Raw genomic sequence first — 26,635 nt, forward strand, 5'->3', positions numbered from 1 at the left:
CAACGGCCCATGCTAATGCAGCATGGGCCGTTTATATTTTCTGTATGCGCTGTTCTTAGTTTACACCATCAACCTGTGCATCACGATGGATCTTCTGAACAAGCCCCTGTAATACTTTGCCTGGGCCGGCTTCTGTAAAACGGGCCGCGCCATCAGCAACCATGGCCTGTACGCTTTGTGTCCATTTAACTGCTCCTGTAAGCTGCGCGATCAGGTTTTCCTTGATCACTTCGGCATCAGTAACAGCACTTGCAGCCACGTTCTGGTATACAGGACATGCAGGTGAGCCAAAATTTGTATTGCGGATCGCAGCGGCTAATTCTTCACGTGCCGGCTCCATCAGCGGGCTGTGGAAAGCACCGCCAACAGGTAATACCAGTGCTCTCTTCGCACCCGCAGCTTTCATTCTTTCGCAGGCAATATCGATGCCTTTTACTGATCCGCTGATCACCAGCTGACCTGGACAGTTATAGTTGGCTGCAACCACAACTTCACCTGTTTCCTGTTGTACAGCTGCACAGATCTCTTCAACTTTTGCATCGTCCAACGCAAGCACTGCGGCCATGGTAGACGGCGTGAGTTCGCAGGCTTTCTGCATGGCTTTGGCACGGATGCTGACCAGTTTCAATGCATCTTCAAATTGTAACGTACCATTGGCCACCAGAGCGGAGAATTCGCCGAGGGAGTGACCGGCAACCATATCAGGTTTTGCGTCTGCAATCGTTTTATACGCGATAACGGAATGCAGGAATACTGCGGGCTGGGTTACATTGGTCTGCTTCAGTTCTTCATCAGTGCCTGTGAACATGATATCACTGATGCGGAAACCCAGGATCTCATTCGCCTGCTCGAACATGTCTTTGGCAAGCGGGTTGTTCTCATACAGGTTTTTACCCATACCGCTGAATTGCGAGCCCTGTCCGGGAAAAATAAACGCATGTTTCATTCAGATTCTTATTTAAGCAATTAATCGAGTTTGGCAGTGATCAGTTTCAGGAATTCACTGCGGGTTGAATTTTTAAGGAACTCGCCATCGAAAGCCGAAGTGGTGGTAACTGAGTTTTGTTTCTGTACACCACGCATCATCATGCACAGGTGTTTGGCTTCTATTACCACAGCCACGCCAATCGGATTCAGCGCGTCTTTGATGGCTTCGAGGATCTGCGTGGTAAGTCTTTCCTGCACCTGTAACCGGCGGGAATAAACATCCACCACCCTCGCCAGCTTGCTCAGTCCAGTAATATAGCCATTGGGTATATAAGCGATATGCGCTTTGCCAAAGAAAGGAAGCATATGGTGTTCACACATGGAAAACAGTTCAATATCTTTCACGATCACCATTTCGCTGACATCTTCACTGAATTTTGCAGAATTGATGATCGCACGTGCATCCTGCTGGTAGCCCTGCGTCAAAAACTGCATGGCTTTAGCGATCCGCTCCGGTGTTTTTACCAGTCCTTCCCTTTCAGCATCTTCTCCCAGCAGTTGCAGAACACTGTGGTAATTTGTCATCAGCCCCTGCGTCACATCTTCATCGTACATCTCTTTTTTTACATATGCCATAGTAGTATATTAATCTGTTATCAATCAGGCCGGGTATTCAACAAAATTTCTCTCTGTTTCGTATAAGCGTATGCTCAGATCCAGCGAAGCATCGATCCGTTTGCGCAACAGGTCATAGATCACCACTGCAATGTTTTCTGCAGTCGGATTCAATGTAGCGAATTCTTTGGTATCGAGGTTCAGGTTGCGGTGATCGAACCTGTCAAGTACTTCTTCCTTTACGAGATCGCTCAGCAGTTTAAGGTCCATCACATAGCCGGTCTGGGGATCCGGCACACCTGTTACTTTCACTACCAGTTCGTAATTATGCCCGTGGTAATTGGGATTATTGCACAGTCCGAATACAGCATTGTTCCGCTCTTCATCCCATGCAGGATTATGTAGCCGGTGTGCCGAATTGAAATGTTCTTTTCTGAAAACAGCTACTTTCCGATCGTTCATTTGCTGGATGTTTCGTGCTTTAATAATGACAAATAAAGACGCGATAAGGTTCAAAAAAAGACCCGTCTCAACAATTAACCGAAGTATTCAACGTAAATCCTGGCGGTTTCGTATAATTTGATGCAATGTAACTGTACCTGTGCCGGCAAATGCGGTTCGAGCTGCTTCCAGATGCCGACGGCCAGGTTCTCTGTGCTGCAGAGCTGGTCTTTCATGAAATCAACATCCAGGTTCAGGTTTTTATGATCCAGCTTGTCGATCACTTTTTCTTTGATCAGCACACTGAGTTTCTTAACATCATACAGGAATCCAGTATCCGGATCAGGAGTACCCTTGATCGTTACAAACAGGTCATAATTATGTCCGTGCCAGTTCTCATTGGCACAAACACCAAAAACAGCGTCATTCTGCTCCTTACTCCATTTGGGATTGAACAGTTTATGCGCTGCGTTGAAATGCTCCTGCCGGGTTAAATACACCATTCTTCACGAAAATTTCCGCAAAGGTAATAAAACAGCAGCAACCGGATGGCAGAGATCATATTCATGGGTACTTACTGATTGCAATGGTTTCACATGTGGAATAACTGCATAAATGAATGATTATTAATCAAATAAGACCTGAACCGGGAATAATTCCGCCGGATGCGCCTCCGGCAGAATTCTTTCATTTGTATTAATTTGCAGCATGCGAGTGATCATTACAGCAGCAACGGCAGGTGAATGGGGGCCTTTTTCCGCATCTCTAAACCCGGCTTATACAACTGGTACCGCTGGTTTGCAGATCCGTTTTCATGCATCTGGAGTGGGTATGCTCACCAGTGCGTTTTCCATCACAAAAATGCTGCTGGAAGAAAAACCCGATCTCGTGGTACAGGCAGGCATTGCCGGTTGTTTTGATCCGGGAACAGCGTTGGGTTCCGTTTTTGCCGTAAAGCAGGAAATACTTGCCGATACCGGCGTGGAAGAGAACGGCAGCTGGAACGACCTCTTCGATCTCAAACTGGAAAACGCAAACCGCTTTCCTTTCTGCGAGGGAAAATTACCCAATCCCTGGCTTGATCGTTTTAACCTGCTCCGCCTGCCGGTGGCTGACGCCGTTACCGTTAACCAGATCAGCGTTTCACCCGAACGTATCCGGCAGATCAGCAGCAGATACACGCCAGGCCTTGAATCGATGGAAGGCGCCGTGCTGCATTATGCCTGCGGCATTTCCAATATACCGTTCCTGCAGCTCAGGGCAGTATCCAACTATATCGGCGAACGCAATAAGGCAAACTGGAAAATAAAAGAAGCGATCGGAAACCTCAACCAGGTACTGACCGATTACGCAGATGCACTTCATAGAACATTTTGAACCGAACGAGATGACCCTTACACTTGGCTTTTCACCCTGCCCGAATGACACTTTCATCTTCGATGCACTGGTGAATCAGAAAATAGATACCGAAGGACTTTCCTTCAATGTACACCTGGAAGATGTACAGACCCTGAACGAATGGGCCATTGAGGGAAAGCTCGATATTACAAAACTAAGTTACGGTGTACTGCCTCTTGTACTGGAACAATATCTCATGCTCAATAGCGGCGGCGCGCTGGGTAAGGGCGTTGGTCCTTTGCTGATCACAAAAACACCTGTAAAATCAATAGCCGCGGTTGACCAGATGCTGGTAGCAATACCAGGTATCAATACCACAGCACACCTGCTCTTCTCGCTTGCATTTCCGCATGCACATAATAAACAGTTCAAGGTATTCAACGAAATTGAAGACAGCGTGCTCAATGGCATTACAGATGCAGGTGTGATCATTCATGAGAACCGTTTCACTTACCAGGACAAAGGCTTGCACAAAGTAATGGATCTCGGGAATTTCTGGGAAGAGCAGCTCAACGTACCGATACCATTGGGTGGTATTGCCGCAAAAAGAACGCTCAGCAAAGCGCTGCTTTTAAAAGTTGACAGGCTGATCAGGAAAAGTGTTGATTATGCTTTCTCAAATTACCCTTCACTTACAGACTATGTAAAAGAACATGCCCAGGAAATGAGCGAATCTGTCATGCGGAGTCATATCGATCTGTACGTGAACAATTATTCACTTGAACTCGGTGCTGATGGTAAAAAAGCAGTTGCCAAACTGCTCGAAGTATACCGGCAGCTCAATCCTTCTGCTGTGATCAACAACAGTGATATTTTCATTTCATGATCCATCAGTTCTTCAATGCTTTTGCATACACATCCATCACGCGTTTGCGGGCTGCTTCATGGGCAACGATTGGCGCAGGATATTCAAGGCTTTCCAGTTCGGGAACCCATTTGCGGATATATGTTAACTGTTTGTCGAACTTTTCAGTCTGGAGCCTGGGATTGAAAACCCGGAAATAAGGCGCGGCATCGCAACCACTTCCGCTCGCCCACTGCCAGCCGCCGTTATTGGCGGCAAGATCATAATCCAGCAGTTTCTCTGCAAAGTAAGCTTCACCCCAGCGCCAGTCGATCAGCAGGTGTTTGGTAAGGAACGATGCAACGATCATACGGACGCGGTTATGCATATAACCTGTTTCATTCAGTTCGCGCATACCGGCATCCACGATCGGGTACCCTGTGGTTCCGTTACACCAGCGCTCAAATTCCGCTTCGTTATTCCGCCAGGTGATCTTGTCGTATTCCTTCCTGAAAGCATGTCCTTTACCCACATGCGGAAAATGCCAGAGGATCATCTGGTAAAATTCACGCCAGATCAGTTCCTTGAGATAGGTCTGGTTCAACTCAACCGCTTTTGCAGCCAGTTGCCGTATACTGATGGTGCCGAAACGAAGATGAACACCGAGATGTGACGTACCATGCACCTGACCAGGATAATCGCGGGTCTGATCATATCGTTCTATGACCGATTCATCCGGTTGCTGCGGCGGAATATGATCTTCTTTTTTTATAAAACCGAGCTCTTCCAGCGAAGGCAATACAAGCTTTGCCTGCCTGTAAAAATGAGCGGCATATTTTTCAACCGGATATGATTTCAGGTAAAACGGATTGAGCTTTGCAAGCCATTTTTTACTGAAGGGAGTGAATACGGTATAAGGTGTGCCGTCCTCTTTCAGCACTTCATCCTTTTCGAATATGACCTGGTCTTTATAGGTTTTGAAAGCAATAGCTTTCGTTCGTAAAAATATTCTTATTGCCTCGTCCCTTTCCTTGGCATAAGGCTCATAATCGTGATTAGTGAATACAGTGCCGATCTTATATTTTTCGGTGAGTTGCTGAAATACTTCAGCGGGTCTTCCGTAATACACTTCAAGGCTGCTTTGCTGTGCTGCCAGCTGTTGCTGCATGGCTTCAAGTGCCTGATGAATGAAAGTAACCCGCCGGTCGGCCCTGTCCTCCAGCTTGTCCAGTATATTCCGGTCGAAAATAAAAACAGGCACAACGGGATGGCCGCTTTTCAATGCATGATATAAAGCTGCATTATCTGTCAAACGCAGGTCGCGGCGGAACCACATGATATTGACCTCAGGCATTGTTGTCGTTGCGGACATACCAGTAACAACAAAGAAAATGTTGTTTTGTTCGGCGGGCTGTGAAATTTCTGGTCAGGTTATGCCATACTTATGGTACCAATATTGCCTGATTTCCAGAAAATACGGATTCCGCGCAGGTCAACTTTCTTGCGGGCCAGTGCCAGATCATAATTTTCCTGTGCACGCAGCCAGAACTCAGCGCCTGTATTAAAGGCTTTGCCCAGCTTGATAGACATTTCAGGTGTTATACTTTGTTTTCCGTTGATGATTGCGGAGATGGTTTTACGCGTTGAATGTAATCCATCGGCAACATCCTGAATAGTGAGTTTTTTCCCGGTTTCTTCCCGGATTCCTTCCAGCATTTCGCGGATCAGTTCGCCCGGATGGGCAGGGTTAAACATGGCCATAATATCCTCCTGTGTTAGTGATAATCTAAATAATCTACATCGTGTGCATTGTCACTTTCTATCCGAAAAAGAATCCGGTAATTACCGTTCACTTTTACTGACCAAAATCCGTTAAGATTCCCGGTTAGCAAATGCAGGTTATATCCCGGAACATTCAGTTCTTCCGGTTTACTGGCTGCATCCAGGCGAGTCAGAATCAGACGTATTTTAGGAACATGCCGGGCAGGTAATTTCGAAGCATCACCTTTTTCGTAATATAGCCTCAGTCCCTTATGACGAAAACTCACGATCATATCACAAATGTAACGTGAAACGTATCAGGTGTCAAAAATTTTTATTGTTAAAAAAGATTACAATCCCCCCGCAATAAACTTATTAAAAAGAAAAGCCGACAACTCATTCCCATAAGCAGACTGCCCTGCCTGCTGCACCCAGCGGATGCCGGAGATGGCATTGGTGAGAAAAACCTCCGAGGCATCGAACAAATGTTCCGCCGTAAGCTGGCCCTCCGCTACAGGAATTCCTTCCTTATGCAGCTGCTCTAAAAGATAACGGCGCATTACTCCGTTTACCGCACCTTCAGACAGCGCCGGGGTAAGCACGCTGCCATTTTTTACAACGAATACATTGGCGATGGTAGCGTCCGCGATCCTGTTGTATGGGTTCAGCAGGAACGCTTCATTCAGCCGGTTTTCCTTTGCCCATAATGCGGCCATGGCATTGGGAAGGTAATTGTTATGCTTAAGCGGCGAATAGAGATCGCAGGAGCGGCGGGCATCGGGAAAGATACCTGTTACAAGTCCATTTTGGTTCATTTCCCACTGATCGGGCAATTCCCAGGACTGGATCACATGATTGGGATAATGATTTTCGGGATCGTACAAACCGCCATTGCCCCTGAAGATTGTAAGCCTGATCCGGGTACGTCCGTTATGGCCGTTTTTCCGGGCCAATTGCAGGATGTGTTCCTGCAGGTAGGCAGAATCAAAATGAACAGGAACATCGAAACGAAGCAATTCCAGTGATCTGAAGAGTCGTTCCATATGGTAAGGGAACAGCAGAATACGTCCACCGGCTACCTGGATGGTTTCAAAACAACCATCGCCAAAACGGAAAGAGCGGTTATCCGCAGATAAGACCGGGCTTCCTTCGCGAAGCATTTTACCATTGAAAAAAAGAAAATCTGCTGCTGCCATACCGGATAAATCTTGAATGAAGGTAATTTAGCTCTCTCCAATCCACAAACATGAAAATAAAAGATGTGATCGCCGTGCTGGAACAGGTGGCTCCTCCCGCCTACCAGGAAAGTTATGATAATGCGGGTTTGCTTACCGGCAATGCCATGCAGGAATGTACCGGTATCCTCTGCACGCTCGACGTTACGGAAGCGGTGATTGCCGAAGCGGTGGAACGTGGCTGTAACATGGTAGTGGCCCATCACCCTGTTATTTTCGGAGGCCTGAAAAAGATCACCGGCCGGAATTACGTAGAACGGACCGTGATCGCTGCCATTAAACGGGATGTAGCCATTTATGCCATCCATACCAACCTCGATAATGTGCTGGATGGCGTGAATTCCCGGATCGCGGACCGGTTGGGCTTAACAGAACGCCGGATCCTGCAGCCCAAAAGCGGCATCCTGATGAAATTATACACTTTTGTGCCGCTTGCTCAGGCCGGCCAGGTCCGGGATGCTCTTTTCAAAGCCGGAGCCGGCAGCATCGGGGAATACAGTGAATGCAGCTTCAATACGGAAGGAACCGGAACTTTCCGCGGCTCGGAACAGACCAACCCTTTTGTGGGAACGCCGGGGGTCCGGCACCAGGAGGCGGAAGTTAAAATAGAAGTTATTTTCCCCGTTTACCGCCAAAATGGTATTGTACAGGCGCTGACCGAAGCCCATCCTTATGAAGAACCGGCATTCGATATTGTCACCTTAAGTAATGACTATCAGCAGGTTGGCAGCGGAATCATTGCCGAATTGCCGGAAGAAATGGAGGAAACGGGCTTCCTGCACATGCTCAAAACGGCATTTCAGCTCCAAGTGATCCGGCACACACCTTTAACGGGGCGGAAAATCAGGAAAGTAGCCCTCTGCGGGGGAGCCGGCAGCTTTTTAACGGCCCGGGCAATGGCTGCGGGAGCTGATATTTACATCACATCTGATGTAAAATACCATGAATTCTTCGATGCTGAGGGCAGGATGGTGATCGCAGATATAGGCCACTGGGAAAGCGAACAATTTACCGTAGAGCTGCTGATTGATATTTTACAGGCTAAATTCCTTACCTTTGCCGTCCTCAAATCAGCAATAAAAACCAACCCGGTTCACTATTTTCTGGGGTGAGGCAAACGAAAATATCAATCAGACAAACATCAAACTCAAATATGGCTTCAGTTAAAGATTTCTCAGTTGAAGAAAAACTGGTATCCCTTTTAAAGCTGCAGAAGATCGACAGCAAGCTGGACGAGATCCAGATATTAAAAGGCGAACTTCCGATGGAAGTAAGCGATCTTGAAGATGAGATCCACGGTTTACAAAGCCGCCAGACCCGTATTGAAGAAGAGATCAACGGTATCTCCGAGTTCATTGAAGGCAGAAAGAACGCCATCAAGGAAAGCGAAGCCCTGATCAGCAAATACGAGAAGCAGAGTGAGAATGTGAAGAACAACCGCGAATTTGAAGCGATCAACAAAGAGATCGAAATGCAGCAGCTTGAAATCAAACTGGCGGAAAAACATATCCGCGATGCGAACGAAGAGCTGGCTGATAAAGTGAAAACACTGGAAGGCGCTAAAAAACAACTGAACGTTAAAGAAGGGGTTCTCGGTCATAAAAAAGGTGAACTCGAAAAGATCATCGCCGATACCGAAAAGGAAGAAACGCATTTCAACAAAGAAAGCGTGGAAGCACGTGGTCATATCGACGAGCGGTTACTCTACAGCTACGACCGTATCCGCAAAAGCTACCGCAACGGACTGGCAGTAGTGCCTGTTGAGCGCGATGCCTGCGGAGGTTGCTTTAACTCTATCCCGCCCCAACGCCAGAGCGAGATCCGCCTGCACAAGAAGATCATCGTTTGCGAAAACTGCGGCCGTATCCTCGTGGATGCAGATCTGAACGACAGCGTGGAAGCGAAATAATACAAGCTTCTCATAAAATATCCCGGAAGGACAGTCAAGTGACTGTCCTTTCTTATTTTCGGTTCATGAAAAAGGTTTTGCTTTCCATAGCGGCAGTCTGTTTTTCCTTTGCAGTAGTGAAGGCGGAAAAAGTATTCGAGTTCAACAGCACCTGTCAGCAAGCCTACCAGGAACTCACAAAACTCAAAATCAACAGCGGTATTGCCCTGGCAGAAAAAGCCCGGCAGCAGAACCCCGACAACCTGATTCCTTTGCTGCTGGAGAGCTATGCCGATTTTTACGTTCTCTTCTTTAATGAAGATCCTGCCGAATACGCGGTACGTTACCCCAAATTCCTGCAACGGATCGAAGCTGTGCAGGAAGGGCCAAAGACTTCTCCGTTTTACAATTTTTGTGTTGCGTCTATGCGGGTACACAAAGCGGCCACAGCCATCAAGTTTGGACATACCTGGGAAGCCGGCTGGGATTTCAGGCGCGCGTTCCAGGCTATCAAGGAAAATAAAAAACAATATCCCACTTTTGCGCCGAACGATCTCTTGTATGGCGCGCTGCAGGCTGTTATCGGTACCATTCCCAAAGGTTATAAATTCATTGCAAGCCTGTTTGGCATGAGCGGTTCACTCACCGAAGGAATGAAAACCGTGCGCGGATTCGTTTACAGTAACGATCCATGGGCCAAAATGATGGCGAATGAAGCGAACTTCATGTACCCTTATCTCCTGTTCTATATGGAGAATAAAAAAGAAGAGGCACTGCAGTTCGTTCAACAGCGCCGCCTCGATCTCGTGAACAATCACCTCCATGCCTATATGGCTGCCAATCTCGCACTCAATAACAAACAGGCAGATTATACACGCAGCATCATACAAAACAGGAACACTTCCGATGAATACCTGAAAGTAGGTGTATGGGATTTTGAAATGGGCTTTGCAAAGCTGTACCACCTCGATACACAGGAAGGTGCCCGGTATATGGAAAGTTTTCTCGCTCAGTTCAAAGGGAAGTTTTATGTGAAAGATGCGTATCAGAAACTGAGCTGGTGTTATTATCTCCAGGGAAATATGAAGGCCGCGGAAGCCGCGAGGAAAAATGTGCTTGCCAAAGGTGCCACAGATTCAGATGCCGACAAACAGGCATTGAAAGATGCGAAAACAGGTGTATGGCCAGACATTACGCTGTTAAAGGCAAGGTTACTGAACGATGGCGGCTATCACCACGAAGCGCTGGGTTTGCTCCACGGCAAATCAGAGCATGATTTCCCTAAGGAAGAAGAAAGGCTTGAATTCACCTACCGGGTAGCACGGATCTATGACGATCTGGGCCGTGACGATGATGCCATTCAGGCTTACCTGGTGGCCATCCGCATCGGCGAAAACCGTAAAGAATACTTTGCAGCGCGGGCGGCTTTGCAGGTAGGACAGATCTACGAATCCAAGGGCCAGAAAGCTACAGCGATCTCCTATTACAGGAAATGCCTCGATATGGGAGACCATGAATACAAGAATTCTTTAGATCAGCGCGCCAAGTCCGGCATAGCCCGCTGCGAGGGCAAATAATCAGCAATATCCAAAGTGGATTTTTTTAATCACTTGATTTTGATTTCCCGCTTAACTTGCAGCATAATACGCAACCATTGCTCCGGAAATTATACATACAGAATTATGCTATCATTGACGAGATCACGATCGATTTTTCGTCGCAGCTGAATATTATTACCGGTGAAACCGGAGCAGGTAAAAGTATCCTCATGGGAGCGCTCAGCCTGATCCTTGGGGAAAGGGCCGACAGTTCTGTACTGGTGAATACCGAAAAGAAATGTTTTATCGAAGGAGTGTTTGCCGTTGAAGGGAAAAAATCAGTCCTGCGTTTCCTGGAAGAGCAGGACCTGGATACAGACGCTGAACTGGTATTACGCAGGGAAATTGCCGTAAACGGGAAATCGCGTGCATTCATCAATGATACCCCCGCCACACTGCAGCAACTGAAAACGCTTGCCTCATTACTCGTAGACCTTCACCAGCAGTTCGATACGCTTGAAATAGGTGATGAAGATTTTCAGCGGGAAGTAATGGATGCGCTGGCAGGCAACGATGCAAAACTGGCTGCTTACAAAATCGTTTACCAGGAATGGCAGCAATGCGAAAAACAACTGGCAAAGCTCAAAGAAGAAAAGGCTTCCTTTACAAGAGAAGCAGATTATAACCAGTTCCTTTTTGATGAACTGTCTGCACTCGACCTGAAAGAAAATGAACTTGAACAGCTGGAAGAAGAACTGCAGCTGCTCAGTCATTCGGAAGGCATCAAAACTGCACTCACCAAAACTTATTTTGAATTAAAGGAAAGTGAGCAGCCGCTGATCAATCACCTCAAGCAACTGATCAACCAGCTGCAGCCATTTACGGAAATACATGCAGAGCTGGCCCAGCTCACAGAACGCCTGCAAAGCACACATATCGAATTACAGGATATTGCAGGTGAGCTTAACCGGGTAGGTGAAAATGTACAGTTCGATGATTCCAGGAACGAATGGATCAACCAGCGGCTGGCAGAGGGTTATAAACTTGTAAAGAAGCACAGCGTAAAAGATACCGCCGGCTTACTGGCCATACAGGCAGAGCTGCAGCTGAAGCTCGATGCGGTATTGAATATAGATGAAGCCATACAGGAAAAAGAACAGCTGTCGGCCGGGCTGCAGGCAAGTGCTTCAAAAGCAGCCGCAGCAATCTCAGCAGCAAGACAGCAGCAGGCGAAACCGCTGGAAGAAAGGGTGAATGCATTATTACACCAGGTAGGCATGCCCAATGCAAGGCTCAGGGTATCCATTACCACAAGGCCATTACAGTCTGACGGCATGGACAGCATCGAATTCCTTTTCGATGCCAACCGCAGCAACAGGTTTGAACCAATACGCAAAGTGGCAAGCGGCGGAGAGCTGAGCAGGCTGATGTTATGCATCAAGTCGCTGGTAGCGCAATCCATCGATCTGCCTACCATGATCTTTGACGAGATCGATACCGGTATTTCGGGCGAAGCGGCCAAACAGGTAGGCCTGATCATGAAAGACCTGGCAGCAAGCCGTCAGATCATCTGTATTACACATCAGCCGCAGATCGCCGGTAAGGCCAATGCACATTTCTTTGTATATAAAGAGATCCGCGACGAAATGGTAAAGACCAACATCAGGCAACTGGATCAGGACGAGCGCATCACCGCCATAGCCAGGATGCTGAGCGGGGAAAAGCCAACAGCGGCGGCCCTGGAAAACGCCAGGGAAATGATCATGAACTGATGAAATCCGGTATTTTCCGGGAATTCTATACATTTACCGACTAAATATCTAAAAACAAAAAGACCATTATGGCATACAACCTGTTAAAAGGCAAACGTGGTATCATAACCGGCGCGCTTGATGAGAATTCAATTGCATGGAAAGTAGCAGAAAAGGCACATGAAGAAGGCGCCACTTTTGTTTTAACCAATGCCCCGATCGCAATGCGTATGGGTGAGATCAAAAAACTGGCTGAGAAAACCGGTTCAGAAATCATTCCTGCAGATGCAACCAGTGTGGATGAGCTGACTACCCTGTTCACCAGATCTCAGGAAGTACTGGGCGGCAAGATCGATTTTGTGCTGCACTCTATCGGAATGAGCGTGAACATCAGGAAAAATATTCCTTATACCGAATCCAACTATGATTATTTCCAGAAAGGGATCGACGTTTCAGCCCTCTCCTTTCACAAAATGCTGGCCGTAGCTAAAAAGCTCGATGCCATCAATGAATGGGGAAGTGTGGTAGCGCTTACTTATATGGCGGCACAGCGTACCTATCCTTTCTATACGGATATGGCAGATATCAAGGCAATGCTCGAATCTATCGCGCGCAGCTTCGGTTATCATTATGGTGTAGAGAAAAAAGTACGTATCAACACCGTGTCACAGTCGCCCACCAAAACAACCGCCGGAACCGGCATCAAAGGCTTTGGTGATTTTTACGATTATGCAAATGCCATTGCCCCGCTGGGTAATGCAACTGCAGAAGACTGTGCTAACTATTGTATTACACTCTTCTCAGACCTGACCCGCATGGTAACCATGCAGAACCTCTTCCACGATGGAGGTTATTCTACTACCGGCGTAAGCAATGCCGTTATGCAGAAAATGGGAATTGAATAATTTATTTATCCGTCCCGACGCCAAGCGTTGGGGCGGCTTTAACTCCAGCTTATGTCATGGATTGAATTCACCGGTTATTTCGGCTCGTTCCTGACTTCTGTTACTTTTCTCCCGCAGGTATATAAATCCTGGCAATCCAGGAGCGTAGGCGACCTGAGCATCTGGATGATACTCATCGTTGTAACCAGTACCATTGTATGGTCTGTATATGCGGTAGCGATACACAGCGGACCGGTGTTATCGGCCAACCTGATCGTGCTCGCTTTATCCCTGGTACTGCTTTACTTCAAGTTCAGCTTTAAAGAAAAAGACCCGCTTTAAACAGATCGTGCAAAAGAAAAAAGCCATTCATGAGAATGGCTTTAGCTATATCGTTAGTTACCTGATGACTGATCAGTATTCGTCTTCATTAAACATGAAGTCTTCCTGGCTTGGATAATCAGGCCAGATGTCTTCAATGCTCTCGTACACTTCGCCTTCGTCTTCCAGCTCCTGCAGGTTTTCCACCACTTCAATAGGAGCACCGCTTCTGATCGAATAATCAATCAGCTCGTCTTTAGTTGCAGGCCAGGGCGCTTCTTCCAGGTAACTTGCTAATTCTAATGTCCAGAACATATTTTACCTTTTAATTTTTTGCAAATGTAGCCGTATAAATGATATCTCCAAATCAGAGTTTCCAACCTGTGCAAAGAAATGTTTAAAAATTAACCATTCTGGGGCTGCTGTTGTAGGTTTGCAGGGCAAATACCGAGAAAACACATGCTCAAAGCCCGGAATATTAAAAAAAGATACGACCAGCTGGAAGTGCTGAAAGGCGTTGATATTGAGATCAGCCAGGGAGAAATTGTGAGTATTATAGGTTCATCCGGGGCAGGAAAAAGCACTTTCCTGCATATCCTTGGTACACTTGACGTGGCTGATGAAGGCCAGATCTGGCTCAACAATGAGCGGATCGATGAGCTGAAAGGCCGTAAACTGGCGGCTTACCGTAATGCGCATATGGGTTTTGTGTTCCAGTTCCACCACCTGTTACCTGAATTCTCGGCACTGGAAAATGTATCTGTGCCCGGCTGGATCGCGGGCGGGAAGAAAAAAGACATCATGGAAAGGGCTGCACACCTGCTCGATCTGCTGGGCCTTGGTAACCGGATAGATAATAAGCCCCAGCAGTTATCCGGCGGTGAACAGCAGCGTGTGGCTGTGGCAAGAGCCCTCATCAATCAGCCCGATATCGTTTTTGCGGATGAGCCTACCGGCAATCTCGACAGTGCCAATGCCCGTGAATTACATGAATTATTTGTGCAGCTGCGTAACCAGTTCAAACAGACTTTTCTTATTGTAACCCATAATGAGGAACTGGCTGCCATGAGCGACAGAACCCTTCACATGCGCGACGGGAAGATCATCTGAGTCAGGAAACACGCGGTTTCCAGGGAATCTCAGCCACATTCAGGAGATGGCCTGCATATCTTGCAAGCACAAAAAGATAATCGCTCAGGCGGTTGATGTACTTGATCACCAGCGGATCAACAAAAACTTCCTGCTGCTGCATGTTCACACAATTCCGTTCTGCACGGCGGCAGACACACCTGGCTACATGGGTGGTTGAAACGGCCACATGTCCGCCCGGCAGGATGAACGATTTCATGGGAGGCAGCACTTCGTTCATCGCATCTATTTCTTTCTCCAGCAGTTTAACATCCTCTTCCCTGAGATCGGGCATTTTCATCAGTGGTTCGCGTTCGGGATCACAGGCAAGCGATGAACCGATGGTAAAAAGACGATCCTGTATTTCCTTTAAGACAATGCGTGTGTGTTCATCGGTAATATGATCACTGACAAGTCCTATATAGGAATTGAGCTCATCAACCGTGCCATAGGCTTCAATACGGATATGGCTTTTAGGTACTTTCGTTCCGCCGATCAGGGATGTCTTTCCCTGGTCGCCGGTTTTTGTATAGATCTTGATGGCCATGACTCTTTTTTGAGGAATGTAAAACAACAGTGGCTTAAATAACCGAACCAGCCGCTTCTGTTTGTTTGCTGCGGCGGGTATCGCTTTCAATCAGTCCGTCGCGCAGGCGAACTACACGATGTGCATAAGCAGCAATATCTTCTTCGTGCGTTACAAGTACAACGGTATTGCCGGCCTGCTGGATCTTACTGAAGATCTCCATTACTTCCACCGAAGTTTTCGAATCGAGATTACCGGTAGGTTCGTCTGCCAGCAGCAGTGAAGGATTATTGACCAGGGCGCGTGCGATAGCCACACGCTGTATCTGGCCACCGCTCAGTTCGTTCGATTTGTGATGACTTCTTTCAGCAAGCCCAACCTTTTTTAACGCTTCCATCGCCCGCTCTATTCTCTCTTTCTTGTTAACCCCTGCATAGATCAGCGGCAGGGCTACGTTTTCGGCAGCCGAAAGACGGGGCAGCAGGTTGAACTGCTGGAATACGAAACCGATCTCGGTATTTCTTACGGTAGCAAGATCATCATCAGCCATCTTGCTCACATCTTTCCCGTTGAGGATATATTTTCCGCCGGTGGGCGAATCGAGGCAGCCCAGGATATTCATGAGGGTGCTCTTACCACTACCCGAAGGGCCCATCAGCGCAACATATTCATTCCTGAAAATATCCAGCGAGATCCCTTTGAGTACAGGGATAGCCTGGCTTCCCATAAAATAGCTTTTTTGAATTTCTTCGAGTCGTATGATGGACTGGCTCATAGGGCGGAGGTTATGGTTAACGGGAATCGTTTATTTGCGTATCACTTTCGGTACTTTGAAAAACTGTTCATCGTGTACGGGAGCATTCTTCAGTGCTTCCGCTCTTGTTACGGAACCGGCCACTTTATCTTCACGCAGCACATTCACGGCATCGCCCATATGCATAAGCGGTTCCACACCCGTGGTATCCAGCTCCTGCAGCTTTTCCACAAAAGCCAGCATCTGCTGCAGCTCATCAGTAATGACCGCCTGCTCGTCTTCATTAAAATGCAACCTCGACAGATTAGCGAGGTATGCAACGGTACCGCTAGCTATTTCCATGCTAACAAAAATAACTGAAAGCTGGCCAATTTCATCCCGTAAATGTTAAAAGGCAAAGGCAGTTATGCAGAAAAAATCAGCTATGAAGTGCCGCAAAAGCTTTTTTTTACCGGTTTTCGTCACTTTTTTTTCATTGATTTCCAGCCTGAAATATAGTTTATAAACAAAAAAAAGGCTGATGGTGAAAAAGACAATGTTAATTGATTGCTATGAATGAATATTCCTCCTTAAATTAGTGAGAACAAAATCCCCCCCGATTATGTTAGTTTATGTATTGCTAGCAGTTTATCTCGTATGCCTTTATATGGCGTACAAAGGAGCAGCCACAACGGATAAATAACATTTGATCCTGTTGCTGGTTTAATATCAAACTTTTCTGAAAACTACCCCCTCGGAAAAGTTTGATATTTTTCCATTTTATTTTCCACCTCTTTCAGCCTTTTCAACAGCAGCTTTTGGAACTGAAAAAATTTTTATGCTAACTTCGGTCATAATAGTTGCATAACTAACTATTTTTACACAAAGCTTCATCTATGAAACGTTCAATCAAAAAAGTGGCTGTTCTCGGAAGTGGTGTGATGGGTTCGCGTATTGCCTGTCATTTCGCGGGCACCGGTGTTTCCGTGTTATTGCTTGATATAGTAGCAAAAGGTGCAGAAGAAAGCACGAAACCTGCAGAAAGGAACAAACTCGTGAATGATGCGTTGCAGGCTGCTGTAAAGAGCAACCCCTCGCCTCTTTTTACCAAAGCAGCATTGAAGCGGATCACGACCGGTAATTTTGAAGATAACCTGAAAGATATAAACAGTTGCGACTGGGTGATTGAAGTAGTGATAGAGCGGCTGGACATTAAACAGCAGCTGTATGAAAAAGTAGAGAAGTTCCGCAAACCCGGTACACTTATATCATCCAATACATCGGGTATCCCTATTCACCTGATGGCAGAAGGCAGAAGCGAAGATTTCAAAAAACATTTCTGCGGCACACACTTTTTCAACCCGCCGAGGTACCTGCGTTTGCTCGAGATCATCCCTACCCCGCATACAGATCCGGAAGTGGTGGATTTCCTGTTGCATTACGGAGATCTTTACCTGGGTAAAACCACCGTACTCTGTAAAGACACACCGGCTTTCATTGCCAACCGTATCGGCGTATTCAGCATCATGAGCATTTTCCATATCATGGACAAGCTTTCTCTGAGTATCGATGAGATTGAAGCGCTGACCGGACCTGTGATCGGAAGACCTAAATCTGCTACATTCAGGACTGCGGATGTGGTAGGGATAGATACGCTGGTAAAAGTTGCAAAAGGCGTGTCGGATAATTGTCCGGATGATGAGGCCAAAGCAATATTCCAGATCCCATCCTGGCTGGAAACAATTGTAAGCAATAACTGGCTGGGCGATAAGACAGGCCAGGGCTTCTTCAAAAAAGTAAAATCAGACAGCGGTAAAGAGATCCTTACGCTGAACCTGCAAAGCATGGAATATGGCGCGCGCAACAAGCCAAAATTTGCAGCGCTTGAAACCGCCAGACCAGTTGAAGACCTGAAACAGCGCCTGAAAATACTGCAGGCGGCCACTGATAAAGCCGGTGATTTTTACAGGGCATTTCATTATTCTCTTTTTTCCTATATCTCTTACCGCATTCCTGAGATCAGCAATGAGCTGTACCGCGTAGACGATGCAATGATGGCGGGTTTTGGCTGGGAGATCGGTGCATTTGAAAGCTGGGATACACTGGGGGTAGAGAAGACCGTTGCAGCTATGAAAGCAGCAGGTTATTCCGTAGCGCCATGGGTTGAACAGATGCTGGCCAACGGCGCCGCTTCTTTCTATAAAATAGAACAGGGCAGACGGATGTTCTATGATGTTGCATCCGGCGGTTACCTGCCGATACCTGGCGGAGAAGCATTCATGGTGCTGAAAAACCATGCCGACAAAACCATCTGGAAAAACAGCGCCTGCCGTTTATATGATACCGGCGATGGTGTTGCCGGTTTTGAATGGAGCAGCAAGATGAACAGCATCGGCGGCGAAGTGTTGGAAGGCCTTAACAAAGCGATCGGTATTGCCGAGGAATCATTTAAAGGATTGGTAATAGCCAACGACGGGCCTAACTTCAGCGCAGGTGCCAACGTAGGCATGATCTTCATGCTTGCTATAGAACAGGAATACGACGAACTGGATATGGCCATCCGCATGTTCCAGAACAGTATGATGCGCGTACGTTATTCATCTGTTCCGGTGGTAATTGCACCGCATGGTTTAACACTGGGCGGTGGTTGTGAAATGAACCTGCATGCCGATAAGATCTGCGCGGCAGCCGAAACGTATATCGGTCTCGTTGAGTTAGGTGTTGGGTTGATCCCCGGCGGTGGTGGCACCAAAGAGTTTGCACTGCGCGCAGCTGATGAAATGCATGAAGACGAACCGGAAACCATTACACTCAAAAACAGGTTCCTCTCCATTGCAACTGCTAAAGTGGCCACTTCCGCACATGAGGCTTTTGAAATGGGTATTATGAGAAAAGGACATGACGAGATTGTAATGAATGCCGGCCGCAGGATACTGGAAGCCAAGAAAAGCGTCATAGAATTATACGACCAGGGCTATGTTACCCCTGTGCAGCGCAAAGACGTTAAAGTACTCGGCCGTTCTGTGCTGGGCGCATTATATGCAGGCATCAATGGTATGTGGAGAGGCAATTATGCAACCGATCACGATGCACTTGTGGCAAGAAAGCTCGCGTATGTAATGTGCGGCGGTGATCTCAGCGATCAGACCCTCGTTAGCGAACAATACCTGCTCGACCTGGAAAGAGAAGCATTCCTCAGCCTTTGCGGAGAACGCAAAACGCTGGAGCGGATACAGGGCGTGCTGAAGACGGGTAAGCCGGTGAGAAACTAGGGGTAGCAGGATAATGTAAAGTATATATCGTTGCTATTACTGATCGCCTGACCACAGGCGTTAAGAAGAATTTATAAATCTACCAACTTTAGAAAGAGCAGATGAGTGCTGCGCTGAGTTCCCTCCGGGAGACATCAGAGACAGTGTGAAATCGGTGCGGTTAACCATTAACCAAAAGACCCTGCCAGTCTTTGCAGAGGCGCCTCTTTGGGTTCGGTGCACAGCGGCCTGAGCGACACACCGTCTGAAGGTTGAAATCTATAAGCAGCTTTAGAAATCGCAAGTACGTGCTGCGCTGAGTCCCCTTCGGGAGACATCAGCGGAAACGAATCTATAAGCAGCTTTAGAAATCGCAAGTACGTGCTGCGCTGAGTCCCCTCCGGGAGACATCAGCGGAAACGAATCTATAAGCAGCTTTAGAAATCGCAAGTACGTGCTGCGCTGAGTCCCCTCCGGGAGACATCAGCGGAAACGAGGCACAACGGCCTGAGTGAGCGGAAGCAACGAATTTGAAGTGGCTTAGAGAACCGGAGTACCATCCGAACACCAGGCTTCCAACAATGGATTAAACTGCCGTTGCTGGCCGCCTGATCAGCAATACATCGCCAGCCAGCAGCTTCCTGGCGACCATTTTCAACGCATATTGAATTTGACCCTGAAATGATTTCCGGAATGTTCGTGGCTGGCGTAGCGTAATTCTCCGTCGTTATCCTCAACGTATTTTTTTGCAGTAGCAAGCCCTGTTCTGAAAATATTTTCCTCATCCAGGAAATAGGCATGTAACCTGTCGATACCTGTAGCCCTGCCGTTACCCAGCATTTCAATAATGCATTGACGATCTGTGGTATCCATATAGATACGGATAACGGAACCTGCTTCTGCTATCAGGATCATGTTTTCTGCAAAGACCCGGAGATTGTTCCGCAGCTGGGAAGTTTCATGCTGCAGCCATACGGGTGTTGGTGCAAACTGTAGCTGCAATTGTACCCGCCGGGCTTCAGCCATTTCTGCCAGGGATACCGCGATCTCTTCCAGCAGGCCCGCCAGTTCCGCAGGCGTTTCATGGGTACGGTTGTCCATGCCGGTTATGTTTACCCTAATTTATGCTTTATAAGTGAATACACAATTAAAAGCGAAAACAACCGCTTGAGGCGTTTCTGACACGCTTATCAATATTGCTGAAAAATCATCGGTATAGCATTATCTTCGGGATATAACATACTTTTTATGGAACCGATCTTATCTCTGCAGGGGATATCCAAATCATACGGCCCCATACGGGCATTGAACGATGTTTCTTTCCAGGTACCGCCGGGCAGCGTTTTCGGCATCTTAGGGCCTAACGGAAGCGGCAAAACAACCATGTTGAGTATCATCCTCGACATTCTGAAAGCCGACAGCGGCAATTTTTCGTGGTTTGGTCAGCCCGGCTCTCCTGCCACCAGGAAAAGGATCGGCTCGTTACTGGAAACGCCTAATTTTTATCATTACCTCTCGGCTGTGAACAATCTCAAAGTTACACAGGCCATCAGCGGACGCGGTACGCCGGAAGACATTGAGCGCGTGCTGGAAACCGTAAAATTATCTCACCGGAAAAACAGCCGTTTCAGCTCTTACAGCCTGGGTATGAAACAGCGGCTCGCTATCGGTGCGGCGCTGCTGGGGAATCCGCAGGTACTGGTATTCGATGAGCCTACCAACGGCCTCGACCCGGTAGGTATTGCAGAGATCAGGGCATTGATCAAAGAACTGTCGGCGCAGGGCAAAACCATTATCATGGCAAGCCACCTGCTGGATGAAGTGGAAAAAGTATGTACCCATGTGGCGATACTCAAAAAAGGCACCTTGCTTACGGCAGGCCAGGTAGATGAAGTACTGGCGAATGAAGATATCGTTGAAGTGTCTGCAGCCAATCCCGACCATTTACGCACTGTACTGGAACAGATGGGCGGCTACAGCCAGCTGAAACAGGATGGCAGGCAGATCCAGCTCTTCTTCCCGATAGGATCGGCGAATATGGAAGAGATCAACAGCTATTGCTTCAGAAACAGTATTACACTGAACCAGCTGCTGCTGAAAAAGAAAAGCCTTGAAGCCAAGTTCTTTGAATTAACCAATGACTAACTTAAAAACGATCCCATGCTTTCCCTTATAAAAATTGAATGGCTCAAAATCAAAAAATACCCTGCTTTCTGGTGGATGCTCGGTATTGTAGCGCTTACTTATCCTGGTATCAACATCATGTTCTACAATGTTTACCAGCAGATTTCAACAAGTAAAAATATGGCGGGGGAAATTGCCAAAATGCTGCTGGGCAACCCGTTTGCATTTCCTGAGACCTGGCATTCCGTGGCATATTTTTCATCTCATTTCGTAATCCTGCCTTCTATTCTTGTGATCATGCTGGTGACCAATGAGTACAATTATAAAACACACCGTCAGAATATCATAGATGGCTGGAGCAGGTCGCAGTTCATTACCAGCAAACTTTGTGATGTGGCAATCATTTCATTTATCATTACCATTGTTTACGCGCTTGTAGCTACGGTATTCGGGTTTTATTCAGACAGTTCATCTGCTTACCGGTGGGCTGAGCAACTATACTATATCCCGCTGTTCTTCATTCAGAGTTTTGCGCAGTTATCCATCGCATTCCTGCTGGGTTACCTGATCAAAAAAGCTTTCATTGCACTGGGCATATTTCTTTTTTACAACCTGGTGATCGAGAATATCGTCACAGCTTACTTCACTTATAAACTGAAGATGGATGGCGTTTCGCGGCTGATGCCTTTTGAAATGTCTGACCGCATCCTCGTTGCACCATCTTTTGTTGGAAAGTTTGGCAATGATGCGAAAGCTACTTACGACAGGTGGATTGATGCTGTACCAGCCCAGATCGCACTTACGGTTGTATTTACCGGTATTATCTGGCTGATCTGCTATGCAGTTCATAAGAAAAGGGACCTGTAAGAAATTTTATTTGCCGAATAAATGGCCCAAAGCCTTCTGAACCGTCGGGTACCTGAACAGGAATCCGGCGGTTTCTGTTTTACGGCTGCTGACGGTGGCGCTTTTCAATACTTCAATGCTCATTTCGCCCAGCACCCATTTCAGCAGGAACGAAGGAACATGTAAAGGAATGAAGAAACGACCTCTTACCAGGCGGGCTAATTCCAGGGTTACGGTTTTATTGGTGGCGGGTGAAGGACTCACTGCATTATATACGCCGTGCAATTTGGGGTTTTCGATAGCATGCAGGAAAAGATGACAAAGGTCGTCTATATGAATCCAGCTGATCATTTGTTCTCCGCTTCCCAATATAGCTGCAATGCCTCCTTTAAGCGGTTTGAGAAATTCATTCAGGGCTCCGCCGGTATTACTGAACACGATCCCCAACCGGTAAATGACCAGTCTTTTATTCAGTTCTTCCACCGGTTGAATACTCTGTTCCCAGAGCCGGCAGGTTTCGCCGAGGAAATCATCAGCAGGCGGCATTTCTTCCGTAAATCCTTTCGTGCGCATTCCTTTATCATCGGCCCCGTACCAGCCGATGGCAGAAGCACTTACAACCGTACTGATCTGGTTGGGAATTTCACGGATGGCTTTCGCGAGTAAGGCACCGCTGGCAGTGCGGCTTTCGCGGATTTCTTTTTTTCTTTTTTCCGTCCAGCGTTTCTCCGCAACCCCGGCACCCGCAAGATGGATCACGTGATTGGCATTACGGATCGCTTCCGGATCGATAACCCCTTTTTCAACATCCCAATGCGCATAAGACACCCCGGATCTGTTATCCTGCAGGGCATCAGTCTGCCCGCGGGAAAGGATAATGATTTTGTACCCCTGCCGTAACAGCAAAGCTGTAAGTCTTTGCCCCACCATACCGGTTCCGCCGGTTATAAGTACTGTTTTCATATCGGTTATGCAATAATAACAACTGAACCGGAATAAGGTTGCACAAAAAAGCCCCCGGTTCTGACCGGGGGCAAACAACTAAAATCACCAGGCTAAAAACAAAAAACTATGGTAAGCAATCACTAATCGGGTTTTTTCCCGTCGAGAAAGGTGTTGATGGTTGAGATCTGTGTCTGGTTATTCTCATCCTTACCCACTGTGTACTTGCTGTAAAAATTCTCTACTGATGTTAATGTGCTGCCAAACAGTTCCATGTTCCTGCGAACATAGGCCGGAACAGAATCGAACTCATTGTTGGGATCTGAACTGTTACTGATATTAAACGACAGATTCCTCAGTTTTTGTATACGCTCGGCTGCTCTTTTTTTCTGTTCTTCCACATCATCCATCACATCGTCGTATCCGGCCTGTATTTCCTGCTGCGGAACCGGCATACTTCTTGGCTCTTCCTTTTCCACGATATGCATTTCCATTTCCAGCTGCAGTTCATCCTCTGCCTGGATCGGCGCGGGTTTCGGCTTTTCCTCTACCTGTTGTACCGGCTGTGGTACTGGTGCAGGCCTTGGTGCCGCAGGCTCTGATGCATAAATATTGGATGGCTTGCTGAGACCTGTACTGTACGATGGCGTAACCGGGCGTGCTGGTTCTGCTGGTTTCTCGCTTACGCTGAAACGCAGCATTTCATCTGTAGCCGGCTGTGACACGGGAGGCTGTGGTTTTTCTACCACTACTTCTTCCGTGAGGTCGGTGCTCAGTTCAAACATGAGCGGCATTTCTTCCTTCACGGGTTCAGGTTGCGGTTGTGAATAAGTAAATGTATTCTGTACAACCGGCTCTTCCTGTACCGGCTCCTGGATGCGTGGCGCGAACGGATCTTTATCTTCCAGCGGCAATGTCTGCTGGATCGGTAATGCAACCGGTTTAGGTTCTTCCAGGTCAAGTCCGAGTGTCATTACGATCTTCTCAGGCTTAGGTTCAGGCTTTTTTACCTCTACCGGTTTTGCAAAAGGGTCTTTATGTTCAAAACCGGTAGCTACGAGTGTGATACCGATCTTTTTGCCGAGGGTTTCATCGTAGCCCATACCAACGATCACGTCAGTACCTTCTCCTGCCTGCATGCGCAGGTAGTTATTGATGACTTCCAGTTCATCCATTGTACACTCATCGTCTCCTTCCGCACTGTTGATATTGATCAGGATCCATTTTGCTCCTTTGATATCGTTATCGTTCAGCAGCGGCGACGCCAGCGCTTCTTCAATAGCACGTTGCGCACGGTCTTCACCTTCCACCTCTGCTTTACCCAGGATCGCAACGCCGCCGTTTTTCATAACGGTGCATACGTCTGCGAAGTCTACGATGATATGACCGCGGCTGTTGATGATATCGGTGATACATTTTGCTGCAGTGGCGAGTACATTATCCGCCTTGGCGAAAGCATCCTTCATTTTCAGGTTGCCGTACTGCATGCGCAGCTTATCGTTACTGATCACCAGCAGTGTGTCTACATAAGGTTTCAGCTGCCTGATACCTTCTTCTGCCTGCTGCTGGCGGCGCGGGCCTTCGAAACCGAATGGTGTGGTTACAATACCAACGGTAAGGATACCCAGCTCTTTACATATCTGTGCAATGATCGGGGCGCCACCGGTTCCGGTACCTCCACCCATGCCCACAGTTATGAATGCCATTTTAGTATTGACTTCGAGGATACGCTTTATTTCTTCGAGTGATTCTTCTGTGGCCATTTTGCCCACTTCCGGGTTTGCACCAGCACCTAATCCCTGTGTAAGATGTGGCCCCAGCTGGATCTTGTTCGGCACTTCGCTCTGCTCAATTGCCTTTGCATCGGTATTACAGATGATGAAATCAACGCCTTCAATATCCTGTCCGAACATAAAGTTTACAGCGTTGCTTCCCCCGCCACCCACACCGAGTACCTTAATGATGGACGATTTTTGTTTGGGAAGATCAAAATGAATCATAATGTGCTTTTTTGGGTTAGTAGATTACACGGCTCTGCCTCTGAGGATATTGGATCGTAAAATTATTATTGCTGCGGCCAGGTAATTATCTGATCACCTGGTCCTCTTCTTCTTTAAACAGATCTATCAGGTTATTCTTGAACTTATCCCAGAACTTCTGTTTCCGGGCTGATGCATTTGCATTGGTATTCACTGCAATCACTTCCTGTTCTTCCTGTATTGCATCGGCTTCGAGCTCAACTGTAAGTGTTCTCGGAACCGCCACTTTCTTGTATTGTTCTGTAAATTCCTTGCGGTTATGATCGTAATCGCTGTAACCTTTCAGGATCAGTCCCAGGCATGTGGCATACATGGGCTTTTTCAGCTCTTCGATATGATTGGGTGCGAGATGTTCATTCGGTAAACCGATGCGTGCATTCAGTCCTGTTGTATATTCCGTTAACTGGATCAGGTGTTTCAGCTGTGAACCACCGCCGGTAAGGATAATACCGCCATTCAGTGCACGGCTGTCGAGCCCTACCTGTTTGATATGGTAAGTAACAAAATCCAGGATCTCGCTCATACGCGCCTGTATGATGGCTGCCAGGTTCTTCACACTGATCTCTTTAGCAGGCATACCTTTCAATCCCGGGATAGTGATATACGCATTCGATTTCGCTTCGTCGGCCAGAGCACTTCCGAACTGTACCTTCATCGCTTCTGCCTGGCTTTTGAGTACGCCCAGGCCCATGCGGATATCATTGGTAATATTCTCACCACCGAATGGTATTACAGCCGTATGCTTCAGGATCCCTTCATAGAATACCGCGAGGTCGCTGGTGCCGCCTCCGATATCGAGGATCGCCACACCGGCTTCCATATCGATATCGCTCATTACCGCACTCGCTGATGCCAGTGGCTGCAGCACGAGGTCTTTCGTTGCAAGGCCGCTTCTTTCAACCGCACGGTTGATGTTCCGGATCGCATTCCTGTCGCCGGTAATGATGTGAAAATTAGCGCCCACTTTTACGCCGTTGTAGCCTACGGGGTCTTTGATGTTCTGGATATTATCTACGTGAAAATCCTGCGGGATCACATCGATGATCTGATCCCCGGCAGGGATGAATGTTTTGCGCTGGTTGTTCAGCAGTTGGTCTATCTCCCAGCGCTGGATCTCTGTTTCCGCGTCCTGGCGTACGATATCACCACGGGTCTGTAAACTTTTGATATGATGACCTGCTATGCCTACATATACTTCGTTGATCTCCAGTTCAGGGTTACTTTCATAGCAATGCAACAAAGCCTGCTGAATGGCTTTGATGGTCTGATCGATGTTCAATACCTGTCCATGCTGCACTCCGTTACTGTTAGCGCGACCAAAACCTAAAATCTCCAGCTTGCCGTGCTCGTTCTTTCTGCCGGCGATCGCTGCGATTTTGGTGGTTCCGATGTCGAGACCAACAATGATCGGTGATTCATTGTGATTCATAGCGTAAGTGTTTTAGTTGTTTTTTGTTGCAATGCATTTATTTTTCAAACGAGATCAGCTGTTGCAAAAACCGT

Annotated in this window: 28 protein-coding genes; 12 read left to right on the top strand and 16 right to left on the bottom strand. The window is 47.4% G+C overall.

The features are described from left to right. Positions 1-55 precede the first annotated feature (55 nt). From fabD to B5D42_RS08235, 4 genes are all read right to left on the bottom strand, one after another. On the bottom strand, positions 56-946 hold the full coding sequence (gene fabD / locus B5D42_RS08220; protein WP_078831006.1) for an ACP S-malonyltransferase: 891 nt from the start codon (positions 944-946) through the stop codon (positions 56-58). Positions 947-966: 20 nt separating this feature from the next. After that, entirely contained in the window at positions 967-1,563 is a 597-nt protein-coding gene (folE, locus tag B5D42_RS08225; protein ID WP_078831007.1) for a GTP cyclohydrolase I FolE, read from the bottom strand. 24 nt (positions 1,564-1,587) lie between these two features. Beyond that, complete coding sequence (locus tag B5D42_RS08230) at positions 1,588-2,004, bottom strand: 6-pyruvoyl trahydropterin synthase family protein (RefSeq protein WP_078831008.1); 417 nt, start codon at positions 2,002-2,004, stop codon at positions 1,588-1,590. Between the two features lie 74 nt (positions 2,005-2,078). Further along, positions 2,079-2,486, bottom strand: a complete 408-nt coding sequence (locus B5D42_RS08235; protein ID WP_078831009.1) for a 6-pyruvoyl trahydropterin synthase family protein — start codon at positions 2,484-2,486, stop codon at positions 2,079-2,081. Between the two features lie 205 nt (positions 2,487-2,691). Here B5D42_RS08235 and mqnB point away from each other — a divergent pair, with 205 nt between their 5' ends. Together mqnB and B5D42_RS08245 are read left to right on the top strand one after the other, a co-directional pair. After that, entirely contained in the window at positions 2,692-3,360 is a 669-nt protein-coding gene (gene mqnB, locus B5D42_RS08240) for a futalosine hydrolase (RefSeq protein ID WP_078831010.1), read from the top strand. A gap of 10 nt (positions 3,361-3,370) precedes the next feature. Beyond that, entirely contained in the window at positions 3,371-4,207 is an 837-nt protein-coding gene (locus B5D42_RS08245) for a 1,4-dihydroxy-6-naphtoate synthase (RefSeq protein ID WP_078831305.1), read from the top strand. Between the two features lie 4 nt (positions 4,208-4,211). On the opposite strand, the gene B5D42_RS08250 is transcribed toward B5D42_RS08245, so the two are convergent. From B5D42_RS08250 to B5D42_RS08265, 4 genes are all read right to left on the bottom strand, one after another. Beyond that, positions 4,212-5,519: a cryptochrome/photolyase family protein gene (locus tag B5D42_RS08250; protein WP_078831011.1), complete on the bottom strand. Its 1,308-nt coding sequence runs from the start codon at positions 5,517-5,519 to the stop codon at positions 4,212-4,214. Positions 5,520-5,596: 77 nt separating this feature from the next. Continuing rightward, positions 5,597-5,926: a HigA family addiction module antitoxin gene (locus tag B5D42_RS08255; protein WP_078831012.1), complete on the bottom strand. Its 330-nt coding sequence runs from the start codon at positions 5,924-5,926 to the stop codon at positions 5,597-5,599. Between the two features lie 14 nt (positions 5,927-5,940). Then, positions 5,941-6,219 carry a type II toxin-antitoxin system RelE/ParE family toxin gene (locus B5D42_RS08260; RefSeq protein WP_078831013.1) on the bottom strand — a complete coding sequence of 93 codons (279 nt, stop codon included), beginning with the start codon at positions 6,217-6,219 and terminating at the stop codon, positions 5,941-5,943. 57 nt (positions 6,220-6,276) lie between these two features. Further along, positions 6,277-7,122 carry an aminotransferase class IV gene (locus B5D42_RS08265; protein WP_078831014.1) on the bottom strand — a complete coding sequence of 282 codons (846 nt, stop codon included), beginning with the start codon at positions 7,120-7,122 and terminating at the stop codon, positions 6,277-6,279. Positions 7,123-7,172: 50 nt separating this feature from the next. On the opposite strand from B5D42_RS08265, the gene B5D42_RS08270 reads away from it, so the two are divergent. From B5D42_RS08270 to B5D42_RS08295, 6 genes are all read left to right on the top strand, one after another. After that, positions 7,173-8,273 carry a Nif3-like dinuclear metal center hexameric protein gene (locus tag B5D42_RS08270; protein WP_078831015.1) on the top strand — a complete coding sequence of 367 codons (1,101 nt, stop codon included), beginning with the start codon at positions 7,173-7,175 and terminating at the stop codon, positions 8,271-8,273. A 41-nt stretch (positions 8,274-8,314) separates the two neighbouring features. After that, entirely contained in the window at positions 8,315-9,070 is a 756-nt protein-coding gene (locus B5D42_RS08275) for a zinc ribbon domain-containing protein (protein ID WP_078831016.1), read from the top strand. A 65-nt stretch (positions 9,071-9,135) separates the two neighbouring features. Next, positions 9,136-10,626 carry a tetratricopeptide repeat protein gene (locus B5D42_RS08280; RefSeq protein ID WP_078831017.1) on the top strand — a complete coding sequence of 497 codons (1,491 nt, stop codon included), beginning with the start codon at positions 9,136-9,138 and terminating at the stop codon, positions 10,624-10,626. A 77-nt stretch (positions 10,627-10,703) separates the two neighbouring features. After that, positions 10,704-12,359: a DNA repair protein RecN gene (recN, locus tag B5D42_RS08285; protein WP_078831018.1), complete on the top strand. Its 1,656-nt coding sequence runs from the start codon at positions 10,704-10,706 to the stop codon at positions 12,357-12,359. Positions 12,360-12,427: 68 nt separating this feature from the next. Continuing rightward, positions 12,428-13,243, top strand: a complete 816-nt coding sequence (locus B5D42_RS08290; protein WP_078831019.1) for an enoyl-ACP reductase FabI — start codon at positions 12,428-12,430, stop codon at positions 13,241-13,243. Positions 13,244-13,294: 51 nt separating this feature from the next. After that, on the top strand, positions 13,295-13,564 hold the full coding sequence (locus B5D42_RS08295) for a SemiSWEET family sugar transporter (RefSeq protein ID WP_078831020.1): 270 nt from the start codon (positions 13,295-13,297) through the stop codon (positions 13,562-13,564). Between the two features lie 72 nt (positions 13,565-13,636). Here the strand turns inward: B5D42_RS08295 and B5D42_RS08300 are convergent, their stop codons facing one another. Then, the gene (locus B5D42_RS08300; RefSeq protein WP_026767946.1) at positions 13,637-13,858 is read right to left on the bottom strand and encodes a DUF2795 domain-containing protein; all 222 of its coding nucleotides are present in this window, start codon (positions 13,856-13,858) and stop codon (positions 13,637-13,639) included. A gap of 144 nt (positions 13,859-14,002) precedes the next feature. Here B5D42_RS08300 and B5D42_RS08305 point away from each other — a divergent pair, with 144 nt between their 5' ends. Then, positions 14,003-14,653, top strand: coding sequence for an ABC transporter ATP-binding protein (locus B5D42_RS08305; protein ID WP_078831021.1), 651 nt, complete (start codon positions 14,003-14,005; stop codon positions 14,651-14,653). 1 nt (position 14,654) lies between these two features. On the opposite strand, the gene B5D42_RS08310 is transcribed toward B5D42_RS08305, so the two are convergent. From B5D42_RS08310 to gatC, 3 genes are read right to left on the bottom strand one after another with little or no spacing between them, the layout of a single operon-like run. Continuing rightward, the gene (locus tag B5D42_RS08310; RefSeq protein WP_176112946.1) at positions 14,655-15,218 is read right to left on the bottom strand and encodes a cob(I)yrinic acid a,c-diamide adenosyltransferase; all 564 of its coding nucleotides are present in this window, start codon (positions 15,216-15,218) and stop codon (positions 14,655-14,657) included. Between the two features lie 34 nt (positions 15,219-15,252). Beyond that, positions 15,253-15,972 (bottom strand): ABC transporter ATP-binding protein, encoded by a 720-nt coding sequence (locus tag B5D42_RS08315; protein WP_078831022.1) that lies wholly within the window; start codon positions 15,970-15,972, stop codon positions 15,253-15,255. A 30-nt stretch (positions 15,973-16,002) separates the two neighbouring features. Continuing rightward, on the bottom strand, positions 16,003-16,293 hold the full coding sequence (gene gatC / locus B5D42_RS08320) for an Asp-tRNA(Asn)/Glu-tRNA(Gln) amidotransferase subunit GatC (RefSeq protein WP_078831023.1): 291 nt from the start codon (positions 16,291-16,293) through the stop codon (positions 16,003-16,005). 533 nt (positions 16,294-16,826) lie between these two features. On the opposite strand from gatC, the gene B5D42_RS08325 reads away from it, so the two are divergent. After that, positions 16,827-19,202 (top strand): 3-hydroxyacyl-CoA dehydrogenase/enoyl-CoA hydratase family protein, encoded by a 2,376-nt coding sequence (locus tag B5D42_RS08325; RefSeq protein WP_078831024.1) that lies wholly within the window; start codon positions 16,827-16,829, stop codon positions 19,200-19,202. A 633-nt stretch (positions 19,203-19,835) separates the two neighbouring features. Here B5D42_RS08325 and B5D42_RS08330 read toward each other — a convergent pair. Continuing rightward, the gene (locus B5D42_RS08330) at positions 19,836-20,282 is read right to left on the bottom strand and encodes a histidine kinase (protein WP_078831025.1); all 447 of its coding nucleotides are present in this window, start codon (positions 20,280-20,282) and stop codon (positions 19,836-19,838) included. 147 nt (positions 20,283-20,429) lie between these two features. On the opposite strand from B5D42_RS08330, the gene B5D42_RS08335 reads away from it, so the two are divergent. Together B5D42_RS08335 and B5D42_RS08340 are read left to right on the top strand one after the other, a co-directional pair. Continuing rightward, positions 20,430-21,326: an ABC transporter ATP-binding protein gene (locus B5D42_RS08335; RefSeq protein ID WP_078831026.1), complete on the top strand. Its 897-nt coding sequence runs from the start codon at positions 20,430-20,432 to the stop codon at positions 21,324-21,326. A 15-nt stretch (positions 21,327-21,341) separates the two neighbouring features. After that, entirely contained in the window at positions 21,342-22,172 is an 831-nt protein-coding gene (locus B5D42_RS08340; protein WP_078831027.1) for a DUF2705 family protein, read from the top strand. Positions 22,173-22,178: 6 nt separating this feature from the next. Here B5D42_RS08340 and B5D42_RS08345 read toward each other — a convergent pair whose 3' ends face one another. The 3 genes from B5D42_RS08345 to ftsA all read right to left on the bottom strand — a co-directional run bounded on the left by B5D42_RS08345 (position 22,179) and on the right by ftsA (position 26,561). Then, complete coding sequence (locus B5D42_RS08345; RefSeq protein ID WP_078831028.1) at positions 22,179-23,114, bottom strand: TIGR01777 family oxidoreductase; 936 nt, start codon at positions 23,112-23,114, stop codon at positions 22,179-22,181. 122 nt (positions 23,115-23,236) lie between these two features. Then, positions 23,237-25,093 (bottom strand): cell division protein FtsZ, encoded by a 1,857-nt coding sequence (ftsZ, locus tag B5D42_RS08350; protein ID WP_078831029.1) that lies wholly within the window; start codon positions 25,091-25,093, stop codon positions 23,237-23,239. Positions 25,094-25,178: 85 nt separating this feature from the next. Beyond that, entirely contained in the window at positions 25,179-26,561 is a 1,383-nt protein-coding gene (gene ftsA / locus B5D42_RS08355) for a cell division protein FtsA (RefSeq protein WP_078831031.1), read from the bottom strand. Positions 26,562-26,635 lie beyond the last annotated feature (74 nt).

The organism is Sediminibacterium ginsengisoli, assembly GCF_900167075.1.
Classification (GTDB): domain Bacteria; phylum Bacteroidota; class Bacteroidia; order Chitinophagales; family Chitinophagaceae; genus Sediminibacterium; species Sediminibacterium ginsengisoli.